Genomic DNA, 21,579 nt, shown 5'->3' on the forward strand with positions numbered 1-21,579 from the left:
TTTTCGTAAAATACAGATGTTATATTTAATAGTAATGAAAATCAGAAAGGTTATATTTAGCTTTTTATTAATAGGTTTGCTGTTTAACACATTTCATGATTACCTGTTTTACAATGTAGACCCCTGTATGGAGTATGCAAACACAGCCTTCCAGATTGATGACGGCTACTGTCAGATACATGAAAATCTACATATGCCTTATATAAAGCCTTTTTTTATCATTCCCATATCAGACAGGTTTGAGGAGAAATACAGCTTTTACTATAAAAAGCCTGAGTTAGACCCTCTCGCCTCAGAGATATTCAAACCACCTAAACATATCTGATCAATCTTTTCACACCCTTATTCTGTCTTTTTACCACACTTAAATTTTCAGGAGGAAAGTATGATTAGAAGGTATATGTTCCTGTTTGTGTTGTTCTTAGCAGGTCTTTCCTATGGTGAGACCGTTGAACAGCTTATTGATTATGCAGTAAAAAACAGTCCGCAGATAAAGGCTTACAGGTATGAGGTTGAGTCTGTTAAGGGGGATATAAAGTCTGCAGAGGCTCTGCCTAACCCTGAGGCTTACGTACAGTTTGGGAGGTTGTATTCCCAGTCTGAAAGCGGTTTTAACCTGACTGAGATCTCCATACACCAGCAGTTGAGACTGTGGGGAACAAGGAAAAATGCTGTAGAGGAAGCTTTACTTAAAAAATCTGCCTTTGAGTATATGTTTGATTTTTACAGAAATCAGATAGCTGGTGAGGTTTACAAAAAGTTTTATGAAGCCCTTTACTACAGGGAGCTTTTAAAAATAAAAGAGGAGAACCTGAATATAGTAAAGTCCTTTTACGATTTTGTTAGGAAGAATTATGAGCTTGGGGAGGAGACAAAGTTAAACCTTTTCAGGGCTGAGAAGGATCTTAAGATAGCCCAGCTTGAACTTGATCAGGTTAAAACAGAGTTCCAGATAAGACTAAAAGAGCTTTCAGGTACAGTTGGAAGAGAGGTCAGAAGTGTAGAAGGAGATCTAAAGGTTATAAAAGATATAAAGGATCTTCAGATAGATCAGCTTCCTGAGATAAAGTATCTGGAAAAACTTAAGGAATCTGTAGAAAAAGCTGTTTTAGTTCAGAAAGGTCTTGCAAAACCGCAGATAGGCGTTGAGCTGATAGCAGGTGAGGATGCAGCAGAACTTGGGAAGTATGAGTTTGGTATAGGTATATCAACAACCCTCCCTGTGTTTTACAGAAATGAAGGTGAGATTATAAAGCTTGTCGGTACAAAAAACAGTATCTTACAGAAGATAAAACAGAGGAAGCTCATATACAGATCAAAGATTGAAGGTCTGAAACAGAAGTATGCGATCCTCAGATCACAGCTTAAAGATATTGACAGTAAGATAATCCCTTCACTTTCAGATGCTCTAAACCTTGGGAAGAAAAGCTTTAAGCTCAAGGTAATAACACTTTTTGAGCTTTCTGATTTAAGAAAGCAGTATATAGAGGCTTTAGTTTACAGAGCTCAACTTCTAAATGAGATACACCAGGCTTACGGAGAATACATAAAAATAGGAGGAATAAGATGAGATCAATACTTTACTTTCTGATATCTTTCCTTGGTTTATCTTTTATCGCCTTTGCAGGTGGAGGACATGGACATGGAGACCTTGGAGAAGGGGAGTTTGAACTGAGTAAGGAGATAGTTGAAAAACTGAATATAAAATGGGATCTGGTTAAAGAGAGGGAGATTTCCTTAAAAAGGAAGTATCCTGCTGTTGTAAAGGATGATCTTACACTATCAGAAGCTGTTTACTCACCTGTTGAAGGTATCGTTAAAAAGCTATTTGTAAAGGAAGGAGATCCTGTTAAAAAAGGTCAGAAACTTGCACTTATATACTCACCTGAGATAAGGAAGCTCATAGCTGATATAAAACTTGCACAGGTAAAAGTCAGAAATCTTAAGGCTGTTTATGAGAGGGAGAAGAAGCTATATGAAGCTGAAGTGATACCATACGGTAGATTTTTTACAGCAAAGATAAATTATGAGAACGCTTTAGGTGAGCTTAACGCACTCAAGGAATCTCTCAGAGCTTACGGGGAGATAGAAGGAACATACCTTGTTCTCAAATCTCATATGGACGGGTATGTTGCCGTTCAGAATGTTGTTCTTGGAGATAGTGTTGATCTTTCAAAACAGCTTTTCAAGATACACTCCCATGAAAAACTGTGGGTTGTTGCACTGGTTCCCGTTGGGGAGACAGGAATTTTCAAGGAAGGAATGAATGTTGATATCCTTTCTCCACTTGGGAAAACAAAAGGTTTCGTAGATTTCATAAGTCATAAGGTAGACCCTGAAACCAAGAGAAATGAGGTGAGAATCATAGGTGATAACTCAAATGACACATTAAAACCAAATATGTTTGTTGATGTTCTGGTGAAAAAGAAGAAGGTAAAAGGGATTTTTATACCTGAAAAGGCTGTTGTCCTTAAGGATGGAAAGTTCTATGTTTTCCAGAAGGAAAACAGTCATGTCTCACCTGTGGAGGTTGTGTTAGGTGAAAAGATAGATGGCTTTTACAGACTTATAGATGGTTTACATGAAGGTGATCAGATAATAGTTGAAGGTGTCTCTTTTCTGAAAAGCAGATTTTTAGCTGAAGTTGAAGGACATTAAGGGAGGAAAAGATGATTAGATGGATACTTCAGTATAGATTACTTGTTATTTTTGCCCTTATAGGTGTTATCTCTTACGGTTATTACTCATTTAAAACTATCCCTGTTGATACATTTCCTGATCCAACACCATTACAGGTAAATATATACACGGAAGCACCCGGTTACTCTGCAGAGGAGGTTGAGGCTCTCATAACAAAAAAGATAGAAACTGTTATGTCCGGGATAAAGGATGTTGAGAAGGTAAGGAGTACATCTATACCTGGTCTTTCCTATGTTGCGATATTCTTCAAAGACGGAACGGATATCTACTTTGATAGAAGACTTGTTATGGAAAAACTCCCTGAGGCCCAGAGTCAGCTTCCCCCAGGTATCGTTCCTATTATGGGGCCTAACACTTCAGGACTTGGAAATGTTCTTATATACGCGCTTATCACTGAGAACAATAAGTACTCTCTAACAGATCTAAGGGCGATCCAGGAATGGCTTATAAAACCTATACTTAAATCTATAGACGGTGTTGAGGATATATCACAGTGGGGTCCTGAAAAGGCATACCTTATTAAGCCAGATCCTGAAAAACTTATACAGTACGATCTCACACTTGGAGATATATTTGAGGCTGTTGAGAGAAACGGCGGTCTTGCAGGTGGTGGATACACAAAGACACCTGAGGGAGATCTTGTTGTAAGAGCCGTTGCAAGTATAACAGAAATAGATCAGATAAAGGAGATCCCTGTAAAGGTAGATCACGGAACTGTTATAAGAGTAAAGGATCTGGCTGTTGTTGAGGAAGGTGAAGTTCCCCAGAGAAGAGGTGCATTCACACTCAATGGAGAGGAAGTTCAGGGTAATATCGTTCTTAAAAGGGTTCACACAAACACAAAAGAGCTTATAAAAAAACTTAAAGCTGAGATAGAAAAGATAAACAGTGAGGTTCTACCGGAGGATGTAAAGATAGTCATACTTTACGATCAGTCTTATCTCACAGACAAAGCACTTTCAACGATAGAAAAGGCATTACTTGAAGGTATAATTCTTGTTTCAATAGCTATGATGATATTCCTCTGGAATGTAAGGGCTGCTGTTTTAGTTATTCTATCAATCCCTTTTACACTTCTGATAGCATTTGCCGTTATGAAAAATCTCGGACTTACCGCTGATCTTATGTCACTTGGAGGTCTTGCTATAGGACTTGGTCTTTTTGCTGATGCTACAGTTGTTGTTATAGAGAATATATTCAGACATTTAAGTCATGCTAAAAACAGGGTGAATAATAAAGAGGTAAAACTTGAAATTATTAAGTTATCAGTTCAGGAGATAACAAGACCTGTATTCTTTGCGATAATCATAATAATGGTTGTTTTCCTTCCTATCTTCAGTTTTGAGTCTGTTGAAGGTAAATACTTCAAGCCCCTTGCCTTAACCATAATAGTTGCCCTTGCTGCATCTCTCCTTGTTGCATATGTCTCAATGCCTGTTCTCGCTTACTTTGGTCTGAAACCAGGATCAGAAAAGAATGTTGTTATGGATTTTATAGAGAAGATCTATATAACAGTCCTGAAAGGGGCGATGAAAATAGGTCTTCCACTGTTTGTTGCAACGGTTATTCTTTTTGGTTTTTCTGTATATCTTCTCACGAAAGTGGGAACAGAGTTCACACCTGAGCTTGATGAGGGAGCTGTATTACTTGAGGTTTTTCTGGATACTAACATATCGAGGGAGGAAGCTAAGAAGATAGCAAATGTTATTGAGGAAAGGGCAAAATCCTTTGATGTTGTTACAAATGCGTTCACAACGGTAGGAAGGGCTGAGAAAGGTGAGGTTACAGATGTTTCATACTTTGAGGTATGGATACTTCTAAAGCCGTACAGGGAATGGAAAAGTATGAAAACGAGAAAGGAGTTTGAGGAGGCTTTAAGGGAGAAGTTACATGATCTGCCTGTAGCAGGACTTGTTTTCACACAGCCGATTGCTATGAGGATAGAGGAGCTTCTATCCGGAGTCAGGGCTATGATAGCTGTTAAGGTTTTTGGTGAGGATCTTAATGAGATAAATAGGATAGCCATGAAGGTTGAGGAGGTAGCAACAAAGATACCAGGTGCTGTTGATGTTGAAACGGAGATACAGTCTGGAAGGCTCCAGCTCCAGATTATACCGAAGTACGATCAGCTTTACAAATACGGATATGATGTCCAGAGATTGTTAGACCTTGTAGGCGAGTATATGGCTGGTGTTGAGGTGAATGAGTTCAGAAAAGAGCTTATCAGCTTCCCCGTTATGATAAAACTTCCTGAGGACACGCTTGATAATATTGAAAAGATAAAAAATATTCCTCTTTTCAGGAAGGATGATGGAACACTGCTCAGGCTTCAGGATGTGGCAGATGTTAGAATAGTCCCTGGATTTTCAAAGATCAGACATGAGAACGGGCTCAGGTATGCTCTTGTTCAGATGAATCTTGAAGGAAGAGATCTTGGAGGTTTTATAAGGGAGCTTGAGGCAAAGATAAAGGAGGAGATAAAGCTTCCTGAAGGATATTTCATAAAGTTTGCAGGACAGTTTGAGAATCAGGAAAGGGCTATGAAGAGACTCTCTATAGTCGTTCCTATAGCTATCCTTCTGATATTTGTTCTCCTTTATATAAATTACAACTCTGTAAGGGATTCTCTCCTGATAATGTTAAATGTTCCGTTTGCGACAATTGGAGGTATATTAGCCCTATATATATCAGGTTTTCATCTTTCAGTTCCGGCAGCGATAGGTTTTATAGCCGTATTTGGTATAGCAACGCTTAACGGTGTTGTTCTAGTTTCATACATAAGGCAGATGCTTGATGAGGGCTTTGATATTGAGGAATCAATAAACAGAGCCACAAAGCTAAGATTAAGACCTATACTTATAACGGCAACAGCTGCATCCCTTGGTCTTCTCCCTATACTCTTTACACAGGATATAGGTTCAGAGATACAGAAACCTATAGCTGTTGTTGTGATAGGAGGTATATTCACATCAACATTCTTAACATTAATACTTCTGCCTATAGTTTATAAGATCGTTTACAGACTGACACAGAAGGCCTAAAAAGACTCCCTTCCTTCCGGAGGGAAGGGAGTCTAAATTTAAAAATATCAATAATAAGGAGGATACGATGGAGTTACTATCACAGTTACACCCACCGATGGTTCATTTTGCTATAGCACTTGTGATGATAGGTGTGTTTTTTGATATAGCAGGTTTTGTTCTAAAGAAGGATCATCTTAAACATGCAGGTTTCTGGACTATAGTTTTTGGTATGCTTGCAGTATGGGGAGCAGCATTTACAGGTCATCAGGCAGAGGAGCTCGTTGAGGAAGCCATAAAAGGAACAGCAGCTTACGAACTTCTTGAGAAACATGAGGAGATAGGGGAGATACTGCCCTGGGCTGTAACTGTATTGGGTCTTTTAAGGATATATCTGTTTTTCAAAAGTAAGGATCTATTATTTATCGTTTACCTGATCGCAGGTATTGTTGTAGCAGGTGTTATAGGTCTTCAGGGAAGAATAGGTGGAAAACTTGTTTATGAACATGGCGTTGGGGTGAAAGGAAAAGGTGTCCAGATACAGGAAAAGTACCACAACCATGAAGATGAAGAGTAATGATAAGTTATATTAAGAAAGGTATAGGATTTGGTCTGACTTCAGGTGTGATCACAACCTTAGGTATGCTGATCGGACTTTCTGCTATATCTGAATCAAAAGCTATCATCGTTGGTGGTATAATCTCCATCGCTATAGCTGATGCTGCTTCTGACGCACTTGGGATACATATAGCCGAGGAATCTCACGAGAAATCAGAGGCAAGACATATATGGACAGCTACTATCTCAACATTCATCTCAAAGTTTGTTATAGCCTCTTCATTTCTTGTCCCTCTTCTTTTTCTTGATATGAGGCTTGCCGTTCCTGTCTGTGTTCTGTGGGGGTTTTTCCTTCTTACAGTTTTCAGTTATAAGATAGCCAAGGATAGAGATGAGAATCCTTTAATTACTATACTTGAGCATATCAGTATAGCCTCTGTTGTTCTTATAATCATACATTTAACAGGTGAACTGATAAGAAGATTACAGTAGGGTAAAATTACCTTGATTTATAAGTTATAACCATATAATTTAATCTAAAAAAAGAGGTTTTAAGATGGACAGGATTTCACAGCTTGCTATAAATGAAGAAGGTTTTGTTTTTGATCCTTTAACAGGTGAGAGTTTTACCGTAAACCAGACAGGGCTTTTGATACTGAAAGGGTTAAAAGAGGGGAAAACAGAAGAGGAGATCGTTGAGGAAATCGTTGAGAACTTTGAGGTCTCAAAGGATGAGGCTGAAAGGGATCTGACAGATTTTATAGAGAAGCTGAGAAGCTATAGACTCATTTAGGAGGAGGTATGGATATTAAGATAGGTGTTTCAGGGGTAAATGCTGTTGACAATCCGGGTCCCGGCATCGGTGTTGCAAAAAGCCTGAAGGAAGCCGAAGATTTTAAAGCTGAGATCATCGGTCTTGCATATGATGCTATGGAACCTGGGATATACATGGACTGGATAGTTGATAGGTCTTTCATAATGCCTTACCCATCGGGAGGACATGATGCCTTCATAAACAGACTTTACTACATAAAGGAAAATAACGGTCTTGATTTTTTTATGTCAGTTTTAGACTCTGAGCTTCCTGTCCTTATAAAGTATGCCGATGAGCTTGAGAGAAATGGGATAAAAACATTTCTCCCAACACTTGAGCAGTTTAAACTGAGAGGGAAAGACAGACTTGAGGAGATAGCAGTTAGTATAGGTATAGATATTCCAGAATCTGAGGTTGTCTCATCTGTTGACGAGCTTTTAAAAGCTGTTGATAGGATAGGACTTCCTGTTATGGTAAAAGGGGCATTTTACAAGGCTTACAGAGCTTACACAAAACAGGAGGCTGTAAATTACTTTAATAAGATCGTTGCACAGTGGGGTTATCCTGTGATTGTTCAGCAGGTTGTTACAGGTGAGGAGATGAATGTTGTTGGTGCAGGTGATGGAGAGGGGGGATCACTTGGAATGGTAGGTATAAAAAAGATCTGGATTACAGAGCTTGGCAAGATATGGACAGGTGTGACCATAAAGAATGAAAAGATGCTCTCAGCAGCTGAAAGGTTTATAAAAAAGTTTGGGTGGAGGGGGGCCTTTGAGCTTGAGTGTATTGTTGATCTGAAAAATGATAAGGTTTACCTGATAGAGATAAACCCAAGATTTCCGGCATGGTCTTACTTCGCAACAGGTGTTGGTGTGAACATACCTGCAAATATCATAAGAAAAGCGTTTGGAATGCCTGTTGTTCAGTATAAGGATTATCCCGCCGGGAAGCTTTATGTAAGGTACACAGATGATCTTGTTACAGATATGGAAAGATTCCAGAGAATAATAACAAGAGGTGAGAGCTGATGAAAAAGGTTTATGAGAAGCCTGTTATAACAAAGCTTGAGACAGGTTTTATGAATAAATTTGGGGGTTCTCCCCTTTATGCAAGAAAGATAAGAAAGGATATAGACGGCGTTCCCGTTTCTGAACTTGTTGAAAGGTACGGCTCCCCTCTATTTGTGATATCTGAAAGAAAACTGAGGGAAAGATACAGAAAGATATACAACGCCTTCTCATCAAGATACCCTAACGTCCAGTTTGGCTGGTCTTACAAAACAAACTATCTAAAGGCTGTCTGCTCAGTACTCCATCAGGAGGGGGCTATAGCTGAGGTTGTCTCAGCCTTTGAGTATGAGAAAGCGAGAAATCTCGGTATAGATGGTAAGAATATAATATTCAACGGTCCTCACAAAACCCTGGATATTCTTGAAAAGGCTGCATCTGAAGGGGCAATGATACATATAGATCATTTTGATGAGATAATTGATCTTGAGAAGATTGCAGACAGACTGGGAAAAAAGATAAAGGTAGCCATAAGGGTGAATATGGACACCGGTATACACCCACAGTGGGACAGATTTGGGTTTAATCTTGAAACGGGACAGGCTTTAGATGCTGTAAAAAGGATAGCAACAGGTGGAAAGCTTGTTCTGAATGGGCTTCACTCACATATAGGAACATTCATACTTGAGCCAGAAGCTTACGGAAAGGAAGTTGAGAAGCTTGTTAAACTTGCATATGAGATAGAGGATAACTTCGGTTTCAAGATAGAGTATCTTGATATAGGTGGTGGATTCCCTTCTAAAAACAAACTGAAGGGAACTTATCTTCCACCGGATGTTCTCGTTCCTTCAGTTGAGGAGTATGCTGAAAAGATAACTGAGGCTCTGTACTCAAATTTGAGACCTGGAGACTTTCCAAAGCTTATACTTGAGACGGGAAGAGCAATTATAGATGAGGCTGAGTATCTTATAACCACCATATTCGCATCAAAAAGACTTCCAGACGGAAGGAAGGCTTACATAGCTGATGCTGGAGTGAACATCCTTTTTACAGCTTTCTGGTATAAGTTCAATATAGAGATTGACAGAGAAGTTCAGGGGACGAACGAGCCTTCCGTTATATACGGACCTTTATGTATGAATATAGATGTTATAGACGATGGAACGATGCTCCCACCTCTTGAGAGGGGAACAAGACTGATCATATCACCTGTAGGAGCATACAACAACACACAGTGGATGCAGTTCATTGAGTACAGACCTAATGTTGTTATGATCATGGAGGATGGATCTGTTGAGATAGTCAGAGAAAGGGAAGATATCTCCGATATTGAAAGAAGGGAGAGATTACCTGAAAAACTTAGAATAAATCAGTAATGGATCTATGAGAGTAAAGATAAAAGAGGATATAAAAGCTATCTTTAACAGTTACTCTGAGATATTTTTCTTTGAGAACTATTTAGCCGGATCAGTTCTGTTTTTTCTCACATTTTTGAACCCAAATATCGGTGTAGCAGGTATAATAGCACTTTTCTCAGCTTACATATTTGCAAGATTTCTTAAGATGGAAAAGGAGTTTTTATCATCAGGATTTTATACCTATAATCCTCTCCTTGTTGGACTGTCCATCGGGTATCTTTTCAAGATAACACCTCTTACAGTGTTCTTTATAGCTGCTTCAGGGATCTTGACTTTCGTTTTTTCTGTTATGCTTTTCAGCCTTTTCTCATACTATCTCAGGCTACCAATACTCAGTATACCTTTTGTTGTTATAAGCTCAACAATATACCTTGCTGTTTCAAACTACTCAAACCTATTTGTAAGCTCCCTTTATCCACACATAAATTTTTCCTTTCTTGAAAACTATATTCCTGTATGGGTGTCAGGTTATTTTAAATCCCTTGGGACGATACTTTTCTTACCTGACATACTTGCAGGTTTTATCTTCTCCCTTGTGATCTTCTATATCTCAAGGATACTCTTTTTCCTGTCAGTTATCGGTTACTACAGCGGAACTTTTGCCTCAGGTATCTTGACAGGCTCTCTCTACCAGGCGTTTTCAGATATAAGCCATTTTAATTTTATACTGATATCAATGGCACTTGGAGGTATATTTCTTATACCATCTATAAGGTCCTACTTTGTTGCTTTAACAGGTGTTATAACCTCAACCATTGTTCTTTCAGCTATAAAAACCTTCTGGGCATTGTACGGCATACCGGCATTTACACTTCCTTTTAATATTATCACCTTAACATTCATATATGTTTTAGGTATCGTTGGGTTCCCTTTTGTTGCAAGGATAATAAGGAAAACACCTGAAGAGACACTTGATTTTTACCTTACCAACCTTAAGAGATATAAAGGGTCTGAAAGAACTCTACACCTGCCTTTCTCAGGCAGATGGACTGTGTATCAGGGTTTTAATGGAAGATGGACGCATAAAGGTGGATGGAGGTATGCTTACGATTTTGTTATAACAGATGAGGAAGGGAAGACCTACAGGAATGAAGGTCTTGAACTTGAGGATTACTATGCATTCAGAAAACCTGTTTTATCCCCTGTTAGAGGAAGGGTTGTAAAGGTCATAAATGATCTTCCTGATAATCCTATAGGTCAGGTGGACAGGGAGAACAGCTGGGGAAATCTTGTTATTATCCACGATCCGAGAGGTTTTTATGTTGAGATATCCCATCTCTCATACAGATCAGTAAAGGTAAAGGAGGGGGACTGGGTTGAGGTTGGAAGTTATATAGGACTGTGTGGAAATTCAGGTTACTCCCCACAGCCACATATTCATATTCAGGTACAGCTGTCTGACAGTGTGGGAGGATATACAGTTCCCTTCAGTTTTGTTAATTTCATATCTGATGGAAGATTTTACTCAAACGATCTTCCTGATGAGGGAAGCGTTGTGGAGCCTGTATTCCCAGATAAAACTCTTGAACTTAAGTTCTCATTCGTCCTTGATAACTCCTTTGAGTATAAGGTTTTAAAAAAGGGAAAAGAGGAAGAAAGGCTTAAGATCACTGTAAAGATGTCCCCTGACGGAACTTTTTATTTTGATTCAGGTAAGGGAAAGCTTTACTTTGGAAAGTATGAGGGAACATTTTACTTTTTCAGGCTTGATGGTGATGATGAATACCTTAAACTGCTCTTTGAAGCTTTACCTAAGATACCTCTGTTCTACAGGCAGGGTATCAGATGGGAAGACCATATACCTTTAAAGATAGTAACAGGAAAGCTTAAAAATTCAGTCATACTTTTTATAAGCTCTTTTAAACATGATTTTGCAGATGTAAAATATACAGGGGAGTTTCTTGATATTAGAAAGATAAAAGGGTCTGTAAGATCAAGCATACTTAATATGAGGAAAGATTTTTATGTTGAGTTAGACGAATTTTTGGGTATAAAAAGTGTCAGAACGGATGATATAGAGTTAGAACTTGTAAAAACAGAGTACAAGTAGAGGTTCGTTATGGTAAGAAGGGTTATAGCTGTTTTTCTTTCATTATTTACACTTTCAACAGCAGGAACAGCTTACAGATTTGATACAGTTTTTTATACAGGTGCTATACAGTATGACAGCTCAATAAGAGATTCAGGTATGACAGCAGGTGTTTACTGGTATCTTGGAGTAGGGCTTGAACACTCCTTAGAAGGGGAGATAGATTACACATACATAAAGTATCTGACTCAGCCTGATCTGAACCAGTTTGATCTTACTCTTCTTTATACAAACTACTCCTTTATGAACAGAAAGATAAGATTTGGATACCACCGTATATTCTCAGATGATAAAAATACAGATATGGGAAGTATATTCACATTAGGCTATGAGTATTACATACCTTACAGGTACAGTGCAGGTTTTGATATTAACTACTCATTTTATCCTGATTACTCAACTGGTAAAAAGGGATTATCAGTTTTCCAGATAACACCTGGTATAAGCTACAGTTTTGGTGACTACTACAGTTATGGAAGTTTTACAGCGGGACTTAAAGCTTATCTGATACAGCTGTCTGATAATACAGGGTTCGGTAAGAGCTTTTACTCAACAGAGGGAAGTTTAGATTATTACTACGGCAGTCTTACAGCAGGTTTTTCTTTATGGGCTGGGGAGCAGTCATTCGCCGTTAAGAACCACGGCTTTATCGTTTACAATCTTTCAGAAAAATACACAGGAGGATACTCTTTATACCTTAGGTATATCTTAAGTAAAAATATGAGCTTTACAGGAAAGTACAGCAGAACAGAGTTTAAAGAAGCAGGGAGTCCTTTAAAGAGTAAGGCGAGTATATTTGTGATCACGGTGGGAACAACATTTTAGAGGAATGTGATGAGAGGAATCATATCTATCTTACTTATACTTTCTGTTTTTTCTTACGCTTTAGATTATGAAAAGATAAAAGATGCCTACTACAGATCCTACCAGTATGAAAAGGTTGGGGATTTTGAGAATGCTGTAAAATCAATCATGATCGTGTATAAAGAGTATCCTGAAGGTTACACTGTAAATCTCAGACTTGGATGGCTTTATTACCTTAATAAGAATTACGCAAACTCCATATACCATTATGAGAAGGCTTTAAAGGTCATCCCGTCATCTGTTGAAGCGAAACTGGGGTACACGCTCCCCCTTTTAGCCCAGGGGAAGTATACAGATGTTGAGAAGATATGCTACCAGATACTTAACACAGATTTTTATAACTATTATGGAAATCTAAGACTGTCCTTTGTCTTAAGGATGCAGAAAAAGTATGATATGGCTGTAAAGGTTATAAATAAGATGCTCTCTTTATATCCTACAGATATTAATTTTCTAACTGAGCTTGCTCTTGTAAGGTTTTATCAGGGGGATAAAAAACAGGCTGAGTATCTTTTTAAGGATATACTCATACTTGATCCTGAAAATGTAACAGCAAAGGAGTACCTGAAAAAATTAAGATGACAGACCACCTTTTCGTTTATGGAACGTTAAAAAGGGGCTACAGACTTCATCACTATCTAAAGAATTCCAGATTCGTATCTGAAGGTTTTGTAAAAGGATACAGGATGTATCTCGTTTCATGGTATCCGGCTGTTGTGAAAGGTGATGGTATCGTTTATGGTGAGGTTTATAAGATAGATGAAAGAACTCTTAAGATTATAGACAGGGTTGAGGATGAAGGGAGTCTATATGTAAGGGAGATTGAAAATGTTGAGACAGAAAAAGGGATAATACCGTGTTATATCTATATTTACAGGGGAAAAGTGGAAGGGCTAAAAGAGATAAAGTCAGGCAGATTTTAATCCTGCTTTCTTAGCTCCCTATCCTCGTAGTATCTCTTAACTATCTCAAATATACCGTGGAATAAAAACTCGTAGGTGTATTCCCATGCTATAAGCTCATCTTTATCAAGATCAAATATCCTTTCCATACTTTTTGAAAAGCTTTCAGTCAGGGATCTCTGGTATTCAGGCTGGAAGTTTAGTGAGATATAAATAGATGCTATCTCTTCATTTAAAACCATAGCTTTTTCCCAGTCTGTAGGATTGAGTATGAAAAGTCTTATTAGCTCTCCTGTTTTCATTGTTAAAAGTTTAACACTTTCGCTGTCCATACCAAGTTTATCTTTTATACTGTGAAATCCTGTTTCTAAAGCATCATCCAGGAATCTTTCAACGGCTTTAAAGCTGTTCTTTACCTTCTGGTATGTATCATCTGAAAGTCTGTATATCCTTTTCTTCCTTGCCTTCATATAAACGGAGCTGAACTTAAGTTCAGGTTCCTTTGAGATAGGGTCTACAGCATCTGAAACAAGGATGTTTGTAGGGAAATGGTAGATCTTTCCGTATCCAAAGGGTGCAAAAAGAACACCCCTTCTGATACTTCCAACCTTTGTTTTTATATAGATCTGTCCCCTCTTTGATCTTACATTTATGTAGTCATTGTCTACAATACCAAGTTCAAAAGCATCCTTCTCATTTATCAGTATGTAAGGCTCGGCCTCGTCTCTGAGCAGTTCAAGGGATTTTCCTGTTCTGGTCATTGTGTGCCACTGCTTTTTTGTTCTTCCTGTAGTCAGGATAAAAGAGTATGGATACTTTACCCTGTCTTCAGGTTCTTTAAAAACAGCTCTGTTGAACTTTGCCTTTCCGGATGGGGTTGGAAACTTTTTGTCCCTGTATAGCCATCTTTCACCCCATCTCTTTGGAAGGTCTTCATAACTGAAATCAGAGATATCACACAGCCTGCCTTTTGTTGTCTTTTTATACTCGTCAAATATTTCCTTTGAGCTTTTATAACTGAAATGTTCTTCCCAGCCTAATCTTTTTGCTACCTCACAGAATATCTCCCAGTCGTGCTTACACTGTGGTGGAGGATCTCTGAATATGCCGTTGTATGTTATGGTTCTGTCAGAACCTGTCATCACACCTTCTTTCTCACCCCACTGTGTTGCAGGAAGGACTAAATTTGCATAATCAACAGAGTCAGTCAGATAGGCATCCTGAACTATCACAAATGTATTTCTTAAAGCTTTCCAGAATTTATTAAGGTTAGGCATGGTAACGGCAGGATTTGTACAGACAATCCAGAAGAGCTTTATATCACCATCTATCATTCTTTCAACAGCTTCAACAGCGGTTACTCCAGGTTTTTCTTTTATAGATCCTTCATGAATCTTCCAGAATCTCTCCATAAAATCCCTGTCCTCTTTATTTCTCACATCCCTGTATCCTGGAAGTCCGTTAACAAGATAGCCAACCTCCCTTCCACCCATGGCGTTTGGCTGACCTGTAAGTGAGAACGGACAGCCTTTCTCATTAATTCTGCCTGTGGCAAGATGAAGGTTTATCAGGGAGATATTTTTCATCGTTCCATTTGAAGACTGGTTCAACCCCATAGTCCAGAAAGAGATCAGTTTCTTACTGAAAGCATAGATCTCTGCCAGTTTATATATATGACTCTCTTTTATACCACATATCTGAGCTGCTATATCAGGAGGGTATCTCTCTGCTTCATCTATAGCATCTTCAAAGTTTTCAGTATGTTCTTTTATAAATCCGTAATCAAGCCATCCTTTTTTGTTAAGTAAGTACAGAACACTGTTAAAAAGTACCGTATCTGTTCCAGGTTTTATATCAATCCATATATCAGCTTTATCTGCTGTTGCTGTTTTAACAGGGTCTATAACTATTATTCTGGTTTCAGGATACTCTTTCTTTCTCTTCAGAACCCTTTTAAAGAGTACAGGATGTGTCCATGCTGCGTTAGATCCTGCGAATACAAAGGCATCTGAATCATCAATATCCTCATAACTTCCAGGTACACCATCAGAGCCAAAAGAGAGTTTGTATCCCATAACAGCTGATGCCATACACAGCCTTGAGTTTGCATCTATATTGTTTGTTCTTATAAACCCTTTAACAAATTTGTTTATAACGTAGCTGTCCTCTGTTGTTAGCTGGCCTGATATATAGAAGTAGTTTTCATCTGGTTTATTATGGGTCAGTTTTTCAGAGATTATATCAAATGCCTCCTCCCAGCTTATCTCTCTGAACTGTTCTTTTTTATTCTCCCTGTAAAGTGGGGATGGAACACGTCCAATATCCATAACCTTGGGATATGGTACAGGCTTTAGACAGAGGTCACCTGATGTTGCAGGATGTTTTTTATCACCTCTTATCTTTGTTCTTCCTTTTCTGTCTTTAAAGATCTCCAGACCACATCCTACCCCACAGTAAGGGCACTGGGCTTTTGCGAGAATCTCACTCATCTTAAAGCTCCTCAATCGGCTTGTTTATCTCTTTTCCGTAGGCTTTCCATAGTAGTCCTGATATGATAATTGCCATAACAGATAGAAGAACGTAAACTATAAAACCTTTTGAGTAACCTGAGATACCAAAGTTCTGGACAAAAATGCCCAGTATAGGTGGAACAACAAATCCCCCAAATGCTCCCAGACCACCAACCCATCCTGCAGCACCACCTGTAGCATGTGGAACATACTTGGGGACAAGTTTGAAAACAGCACCGTTTGCAATACCCATACCTGCTCCCATTAAGATCTCACCTGCCAGAGAGACTGAGAAGTTTGTATTTCCACCTGATATAACGATAAGAGCGCCTATCAGTATCATTCCAAAAGCAACTATTGAGACGAGTTCACCACCGATCTTATCAGACATCCATCCGCCGAAAATCCTTATAACAGAGGCGAGTAAGGAAAAACCAAAGGCCATCAGAAGTCCTGCATGTCTCACTTCCATATCATAGCTCTCAACCCAGAAAACGATAAACCAGCCTGTCAGAGCGAGGAAACCACCAAAAGAGGTGAAATATAATGCTACTAAAGCCCATGTTTCAATATGTCTTGCTGAGTTTTTGAGGGATTCAATAAGACTGCCTGTTGGTATAAGTTCCTGTCCTTTTTCCTTTGCTCTGATTATAGCCTCATCCCTTGGGATACCAGATTTGATTAGCTGGAAGTAAGGGGCATCTTTTGCAAAAAGGATATAAATAACAGTTCCAACAAGTAAAAAACCAAACCAGAGTATATATGATGTTGTTAGTCCGATCTCTTTTAAAGCAAAGGGGAGAACAAGTCCAAAGAGACCAGGAGCAAGATTTCCCACACCTGCGTAAATCCCAAGTGCAAAACCCTGTTTATTTTCAGGAAACCAGTAAGCTGTCTGGGCGATTCCCACTGAAAAAGTGGCTATACCACATCCACTTAAAAAACCGAAAAATAGTATAAGCCAGTACATCCATGGTTCAAGGTTAGGGTAGTAGAAGTATAGGAGCGTAGATAAACCTCCCATACCTATAACAGACAGTACGAGCAGTGTTGTTAATGGTATCTTTCCACCAGCCTTATCCACCCATGCTGCAAAAGGTATTCTTAAAAGAGAACCTGTGAGATTAGGTGCTGCAACGAGAAGTCCAAGTAAAAAACCAGAAAGCCCTAAGATCTCTTTCAGATTTTTTGCAACAGGTCCGTACAGTGAGACAGCTGCAAACCCTATAAAAAATCCAAATGTTGCCATTATAAGTCCTGTCATAGGACTACCTTTGATCCTGAAACTGTTACTTTCCATAAAAAACCTCCTTCAGGTCTTCTTCTATCTCTGTAAAAACCCTGTATCTTTTTTTGTTGTCCTTTGTGATCATTCTCAGAATCACTGATTCTAATTTTTTTGGGATGTAAGGATTCAGTTTTGAGGGGCGTTCAGGTTCCGGCTGATCGTATATCTCAAGTATGTTATTCCTTGAATAAGGGTTTTTTCCTGTGGCTCTCCTGTAAAGCTGAAATCCCAATGTAAATATCTCTTCCTCTTCAGATGATCTGTTTAAAACTGAACTGTTGACCGTTAAAGATAGTTGTGGATAATCATTCTTTATCAGATTGTTAAATATGATTATAAATCTTAAAGCCTCTTTAGATATTCTTGATAAAACCCTTTTGTAGAACTTCTCAAAACTTTCCTTCTCTTTCTTCAGCTCTATATAGATCTTTACAATCTGCTCGATGTAGGAGCTTATCTGATCTAATGGGATGGATCTGAGAAGGAGCTTTCCTTCTGTGCTCTCACCTATAACCGTTCCACCGTAATAAATATCAACCCCTGTAACAACCTTTCCGTCCTTTTTGAACTTTACACCTACGAAACCCAGATCTCCCATTCCGTGAATACCGCATCCTTTCTGGCAGGCGGACCAGTACATTCTTATCTTTCCTTCACTGCTGTCCAGTGGGTATTTTTCAGAAAGGTAGTCTGCCAGTTTTATAGCATCTGGCTTGTTTGGGATGATGCCAAACGGGCAGTGCTCTGTTCCTGCACAGGCAGTAAGGTTTGTAAAGTAGGCTGTTGATCTGTTTCTGTATTTTTTAAACAGTGGGTAATCTTTTATGCTTTCAGGATCTTTTATCCCTGTAATGTAAAAGTTCTGTTCAACGGTAAATCTTATCTCTCCATTTCCGTTTTCCTCAATGATACGTACCGCTTCTAAAAGATCAGAACCGGAAAATATACCGGCAGGAACAACAACATGAACAGCAAAACTTCCATCTTTTAGCTGGATTTTTTCTGGGTGATCTCCTCCATCTAACTCTGTTAAGGTTCTTCCTGATTTTTGAAACTCAATACCGATCTCATTCTCAACAGCATTGATAAACTCTTTCATACCTACAGCATCTATCAGATACTTTATTCTGTTTCTGTTTCTGCTGTCCCTAAAACCGTATTTTCTATATATCTTCCCGACACCTTCAAAAAAAGTGGGGACAAGGTCCCCAGTTAAAAATAGATCTGCTGGTTTTGCTACTTCTCCCACCTTCCCCCCGAGGTACACGTTAAAACCAAAAATCCCATTCTTCTCAGCCAATACAAAACAGAGATCATGACCAAAAGCGTTACATCTGTTTGAGAAACTTCCATTTATTGAGATATTGAACTTCCTTGGTAGTTTACAAAGCCATTCTGGATTCTTTAAGAAGATAGACTGGATTTTCTGGAGAATATCCCATGTAGTTATAACATTATCAAATGAAAGTCCATCTAAAGGATCCTGAACAATATTTCTGAAGTTATCAACACCTGTCTGGTATGTTGTTATTCCTACAGATTCAAGTCTCTCTAATATAACCGGAATATCCTCTATCCTTATATACCTGAGTTCAACCTGCATACGTGTTGTTATATCTATATAATCTCTTCCAAACTCCCTGGCTATTCTGCCTATCTCTATTGCCTGTTCTTTTTTTAATCTTCCACCGGGAACTCTTACCCTTATCATGAATCTTTCAGGTGTTGAAGGTCTGTAAAAGATACCGAAATTTTTTAAAAAGAAGTTAAGATCATGCTCAGGTATTGATGAAAATCCTTTCTGTGCATAAATTTTAATTCTCTCAAAAGCTTCTTCTGCTGAATACCGCTCTTTAAGCTGTTCTATCTTATTTAATCTTTTATTCTTCTCCTCGCTTATTTTAATTAACCTTTCCATCCAACTTCAGTCCTCATATTTTTTTTCTTTAAAAGCTATTTAGCAATAAGCGTGCCAAAAGAAAAGAATCCTCTCTAAATATTGAAATTCCTGAAAAAAAAGGAAATAAGATGTATAATTGTGATTAACACTCTGGACTAATTAAGTGCAGATGCACTAATTTTGTGCAGTGAGGGAAGGATGAGGATACACTACATACAGCATGTCCATTTTGAGACGCCGGCAAATATTTACAGATGGGCAGATTATAAAAAGCACCAGATAGAGGGAACAAAACTTTTCTTAAATGATCCTTTTCCTGATATAGGCTCATTTGATCTTCTTGTTATTTTAGGAGGACCCATGGGTGTTTATGATGAGGATGAATACCCATGGTTAAAAGATGAGAAAAAATTTATAGAAAGATCTATAAAATCGGGAAAGAAGATACTTGGCATATGTCTTGGAGCTCAGCTTATCGCTGATGTTCTTGGAGGAAAGGTTTACAAAAACAGATACAAGGAGATAGGCTGGTTTGATGTTCAGCTTACATCTGAAGGGAAAAAATCAAAATTTTTCTCAGATCTTCCTGAAAGATTTACAGCTTTCCACTGGCATGGTGATACTTTTGAGATACCTGATGGAGCTGTCCATACGGCAAGATCTGAGGCCTGTGAAAATCAGGCTTTTGTTTATGAAGACCGTGTTGTAGGTTTACAGTTTCATTTGGAGACAGATTTACAGACTGCAAAGGGACTTATTGAAAACTCAGAAGAGGAGCTAAAGGAAAAGGGCATATATATACAGTCTCCTGAGTATATTCTTTCTAGAGAGGATAATTTCAACACAATAGAGAAATTACTTTACAGATTTATGGACAGATTTGAGGATTAGAGATGGCTTTATTTCCTATGTTTGTTGATCTTAAAGACAAGGAGGTTCTTGTAGTTGGTGCGGGGAATGTTGCACTGAGAAAGATAGAGAAACTGATACCATTTTCCCCAAATATCACTGTTGTGGCAGAAAAGGTATCGGAAGATGTTAGAAAAATATGTACAGAAAACGGTATAAAAGTAATAGAGAGATCATTTAAAAAAGAGGATCTGATAGATAAAGAAATGGTGATAGTAGCGGTTGATAATATTGATCTTCAGAAGGAGATATTTAAGTACTGCAGAGATCTTAAGATTCCCGTGAACTCTGTTGACAGTCCTGAGTACTGTGATTTTATTTTTCCAGCTTACGTAAAGATAGGTGATATAGTTATAGGGATAACAACCTCAGGAAAGGCTCCAGGTTTATCTGCAAAGATAAGGGAGATCATTGAAAACTGCCTTCCTGAGAACTTGGAAGATATACTTGAGGAGCTTTCCAATATAAGACAGACTAAAGAGAAAGGAAAGGAGAGACAGGAGCTTATAAAAAAGATAATACAGGAAAAGCTCGGCTGATTATCTTCCGTAAAGTCCCACTATATGTGTCTGTGCAAGAACGTGACCTTCCATTTTGTACATAACATCCTGTTTAACAGCTCCTGGAGGAAGACCCAATACAGGAATATCAAGGGCATAAATTCTTATGTAGTATCTGTGAGGCATACCTTTTGGAGGACACGGCCCAAAATAACCGATCCTTCCAAAATCGTTAATTCCCTGCTTCATGTAACCATTGACCACAGGTGTTTTTGGAATGTTCTCATTTAATGCAGTAACTGTATAAGGGATATCATAAATTATCCAGTGTGTGAAGACACCCATAGGAGCATCCGGATCTTCCATTATTATTACAAAGCTTTTCGTATCAGGAGGAAAATCTCCCCAGAAAAGATCAGGAGAAACATTCATACCATCACAGGTATACTTACGGGGTATAAATCCGTTTTCCATGAAAGCTGAAGTCCTTATAAAAAATGAAGGTTTACCAAAGTTGTTCTCGTCAGCTTTCACAGAGTATAGAGAAGTGATAAGTATAATAAATAAGCCTATGATCCTTAACATCTGCTACCTCCCGTATATTCCTGTTAATTTTCCTTTTGATAGTATTTTACCTTCCATCCTTTCTTCAACTATCTTTTTTGTTGCACCTGTAGGAAGTTCGAGGGAAACAACGGAAATGGCGTAAACGTTAAAAACATACCTGTGGGTACTTCCCCTGGGAGGACAGGGTCCACCATAACCTATTCTTCCAAAATCATTAATCCCCTGTTTTATTCCGTCTATCTGCGGAACTTTTGGAAAGTTTTCAGGGAGAAGTCTTAAAGAGGATGGGATGTCGTAAACTACCCAGTGTGTGAAGACACCCATAGGAGCATCCGGATCTTCCATAATGAGAACGAAGCTTTTTGTTTCTTCAGGAACATTGTCCCAGACTATCTCAGGGGAAATGTCCATACCATCACATGTATAATCAACAGGGATAGGCTCTCCCTCATCAAAGGACATGCTTTTTACAATTATAGGTTCCATTTTTATCTCCTGTGTTACGGATATAATACTAAATCTATAGTTTTTTT

20 protein-coding genes are annotated in these 21,579 nt (G+C 38.5%); 15 read left to right on the forward strand and 5 right to left on the reverse strand.

Going from position 1 to position 21,579, the window contains the following annotated elements; all coding sequences use genetic code 11:
* Positions 1-34 precede the first annotated feature (34 nt).
* The 13 genes from PERMA_RS04360 (at position 35) to PERMA_RS04420 (ending at position 13,393) form a co-directional block, all read left to right on the forward strand.
* Positions 35-325 carry a hypothetical protein gene (locus PERMA_RS04360; RefSeq protein ID WP_041530882.1) on the forward strand — a complete coding sequence of 97 codons (291 nt, stop codon included), beginning with the start codon at positions 35-37 and terminating at the stop codon, positions 323-325.
* A 60-nt stretch (positions 326-385) separates the two neighbouring features.
* Entirely contained in the window at positions 386-1,570 is a 1,185-nt protein-coding gene (locus PERMA_RS04365; RefSeq protein ID WP_012676029.1) for a TolC family protein, read from the forward strand.
* Positions 1,567-2,658 carry an efflux RND transporter periplasmic adaptor subunit gene (locus tag PERMA_RS04370; RefSeq protein WP_012676771.1) on the forward strand — a complete coding sequence of 364 codons (1,092 nt, stop codon included), beginning with the start codon at positions 1,567-1,569 and terminating at the stop codon, positions 2,656-2,658. Before PERMA_RS04365 ends, PERMA_RS04370 begins: the two co-directional genes overlap by 4 nt.
* 11 nt (positions 2,659-2,669) lie before the next feature.
* Positions 2,670-5,741: an efflux RND transporter permease subunit gene (locus tag PERMA_RS04375; protein WP_012675763.1), complete on the forward strand. Its 3,072-nt coding sequence runs from the start codon at positions 2,670-2,672 to the stop codon at positions 5,739-5,741.
* A gap of 67 nt (positions 5,742-5,808) precedes the next feature.
* Complete coding sequence (locus PERMA_RS04380; protein ID WP_015898845.1) at positions 5,809-6,297, forward strand: DUF2231 domain-containing protein; 489 nt, start codon at positions 5,809-5,811, stop codon at positions 6,295-6,297.
* Complete coding sequence (locus PERMA_RS04385) at positions 6,297-6,770, forward strand: membrane protein (RefSeq protein WP_012675568.1); 474 nt, start codon at positions 6,297-6,299, stop codon at positions 6,768-6,770. Before PERMA_RS04380 ends, PERMA_RS04385 begins: the two co-directional genes overlap by 1 nt.
* A gap of 64 nt (positions 6,771-6,834) precedes the next feature.
* Positions 6,835-7,071 (forward strand): HPr-rel-A system PqqD family peptide chaperone, encoded by a 237-nt coding sequence (locus PERMA_RS04390; protein ID WP_012676323.1) that lies wholly within the window; start codon positions 6,835-6,837, stop codon positions 7,069-7,071.
* 8 nt (positions 7,072-7,079) lie between these two features.
* A complete protein-coding gene (locus tag PERMA_RS04395; RefSeq protein WP_012675252.1) occupies positions 7,080-8,120 on the forward strand; it encodes an ATP-grasp domain-containing protein in 1,041 nt (346 codons plus the stop codon).
* Positions 8,120-9,475 carry an alanine racemase gene (locus PERMA_RS04400; protein ID WP_012676517.1) on the forward strand — a complete coding sequence of 452 codons (1,356 nt, stop codon included), beginning with the start codon at positions 8,120-8,122 and terminating at the stop codon, positions 9,473-9,475. The genes PERMA_RS04395 and PERMA_RS04400 overlap by 1 nt, the downstream gene beginning before the upstream one ends.
* Positions 9,476-9,482: 7 nt before the next feature.
* On the forward strand, positions 9,483-11,567 hold the full coding sequence (locus tag PERMA_RS04405; RefSeq protein WP_012675477.1) for an urea transporter: 2,085 nt from the start codon (positions 9,483-9,485) through the stop codon (positions 11,565-11,567).
* A gap of 9 nt (positions 11,568-11,576) precedes the next feature.
* Positions 11,577-12,431 (forward strand): hypothetical protein, encoded by an 855-nt coding sequence (locus PERMA_RS04410; protein WP_015898847.1) that lies wholly within the window; start codon positions 11,577-11,579, stop codon positions 12,429-12,431.
* 9 nt (positions 12,432-12,440) lie between these two features.
* The gene (locus PERMA_RS04415; RefSeq protein ID WP_012675881.1) at positions 12,441-13,052 is read left to right on the forward strand and encodes a tetratricopeptide repeat protein; all 612 of its coding nucleotides are present in this window, start codon (positions 12,441-12,443) and stop codon (positions 13,050-13,052) included.
* Positions 13,049-13,393, forward strand: a complete 345-nt coding sequence (locus PERMA_RS04420) for a gamma-glutamylcyclotransferase family protein (protein WP_012676140.1) — start codon at positions 13,049-13,051, stop codon at positions 13,391-13,393. The genes PERMA_RS04415 and PERMA_RS04420 overlap by 4 nt, the downstream gene beginning before the upstream one ends.
* Here the strand turns inward: PERMA_RS04420 and PERMA_RS04425 are convergent.
* Genes PERMA_RS04425 through PERMA_RS04435 form a run of 3 tightly spaced genes read right to left on the reverse strand, consistent with a single transcriptional unit; the run spans position 13,390 to position 19,088 of the window.
* Positions 13,390-15,861 carry a nitrate reductase gene (locus PERMA_RS04425; RefSeq protein ID WP_012675233.1) on the reverse strand — a complete coding sequence of 824 codons (2,472 nt, stop codon included), beginning with the start codon at positions 15,859-15,861 and terminating at the stop codon, positions 13,390-13,392. The genes PERMA_RS04420 and PERMA_RS04425 overlap by 4 nt on opposite strands.
* A gap of 1 nt (position 15,862) precedes the next feature.
* On the reverse strand, positions 15,863-17,182 hold the full coding sequence (locus PERMA_RS04430; protein WP_012675460.1) for an MFS transporter: 1,320 nt from the start codon (positions 17,180-17,182) through the stop codon (positions 15,863-15,865).
* Positions 17,172-19,088 (reverse strand): nitrite/sulfite reductase, encoded by a 1,917-nt coding sequence (locus PERMA_RS04435; protein WP_012675845.1) that lies wholly within the window; start codon positions 19,086-19,088, stop codon positions 17,172-17,174. Before PERMA_RS04435 ends, PERMA_RS04430 begins: the two co-directional genes overlap by 11 nt.
* Before the next feature lie 180 nt (positions 19,089-19,268).
* Here PERMA_RS04435 and PERMA_RS04440 point away from each other — a divergent pair, with 180 nt between their 5' ends.
* Both PERMA_RS04440 and PERMA_RS04445 read left to right on the forward strand, forming a co-directional pair.
* Positions 19,269-19,961, forward strand: a complete 693-nt coding sequence (locus tag PERMA_RS04440; RefSeq protein ID WP_012675658.1) for a type 1 glutamine amidotransferase — start codon at positions 19,269-19,271, stop codon at positions 19,959-19,961.
* A 2-nt stretch (positions 19,962-19,963) separates the two neighbouring features.
* Complete coding sequence (locus PERMA_RS04445) at positions 19,964-20,518, forward strand: precorrin-2 dehydrogenase/sirohydrochlorin ferrochelatase family protein (protein WP_012676308.1); 555 nt, start codon at positions 19,964-19,966, stop codon at positions 20,516-20,518.
* On the opposite strand, the gene PERMA_RS04450 is transcribed toward PERMA_RS04445, so the two are convergent.
* A complete protein-coding gene (locus PERMA_RS04450; RefSeq protein ID WP_012676727.1) occupies positions 20,519-21,064 on the reverse strand; it encodes a YbhB/YbcL family Raf kinase inhibitor-like protein in 546 nt (181 codons plus the stop codon).
* A 3-nt stretch (positions 21,065-21,067) separates the two neighbouring features.
* Complete coding sequence (locus PERMA_RS04455) at positions 21,068-21,532, reverse strand: YbhB/YbcL family Raf kinase inhibitor-like protein (protein WP_012676520.1); 465 nt, start codon at positions 21,530-21,532, stop codon at positions 21,068-21,070.
* Positions 21,533-21,579 lie beyond the last annotated feature (47 nt).

The organism is Persephonella marina EX-H1 (assembly GCF_000021565.1).
GTDB classification, from domain to species: domain Bacteria; phylum Aquificota; class Aquificia; order Aquificales; family Hydrogenothermaceae; genus Persephonella; species Persephonella marina.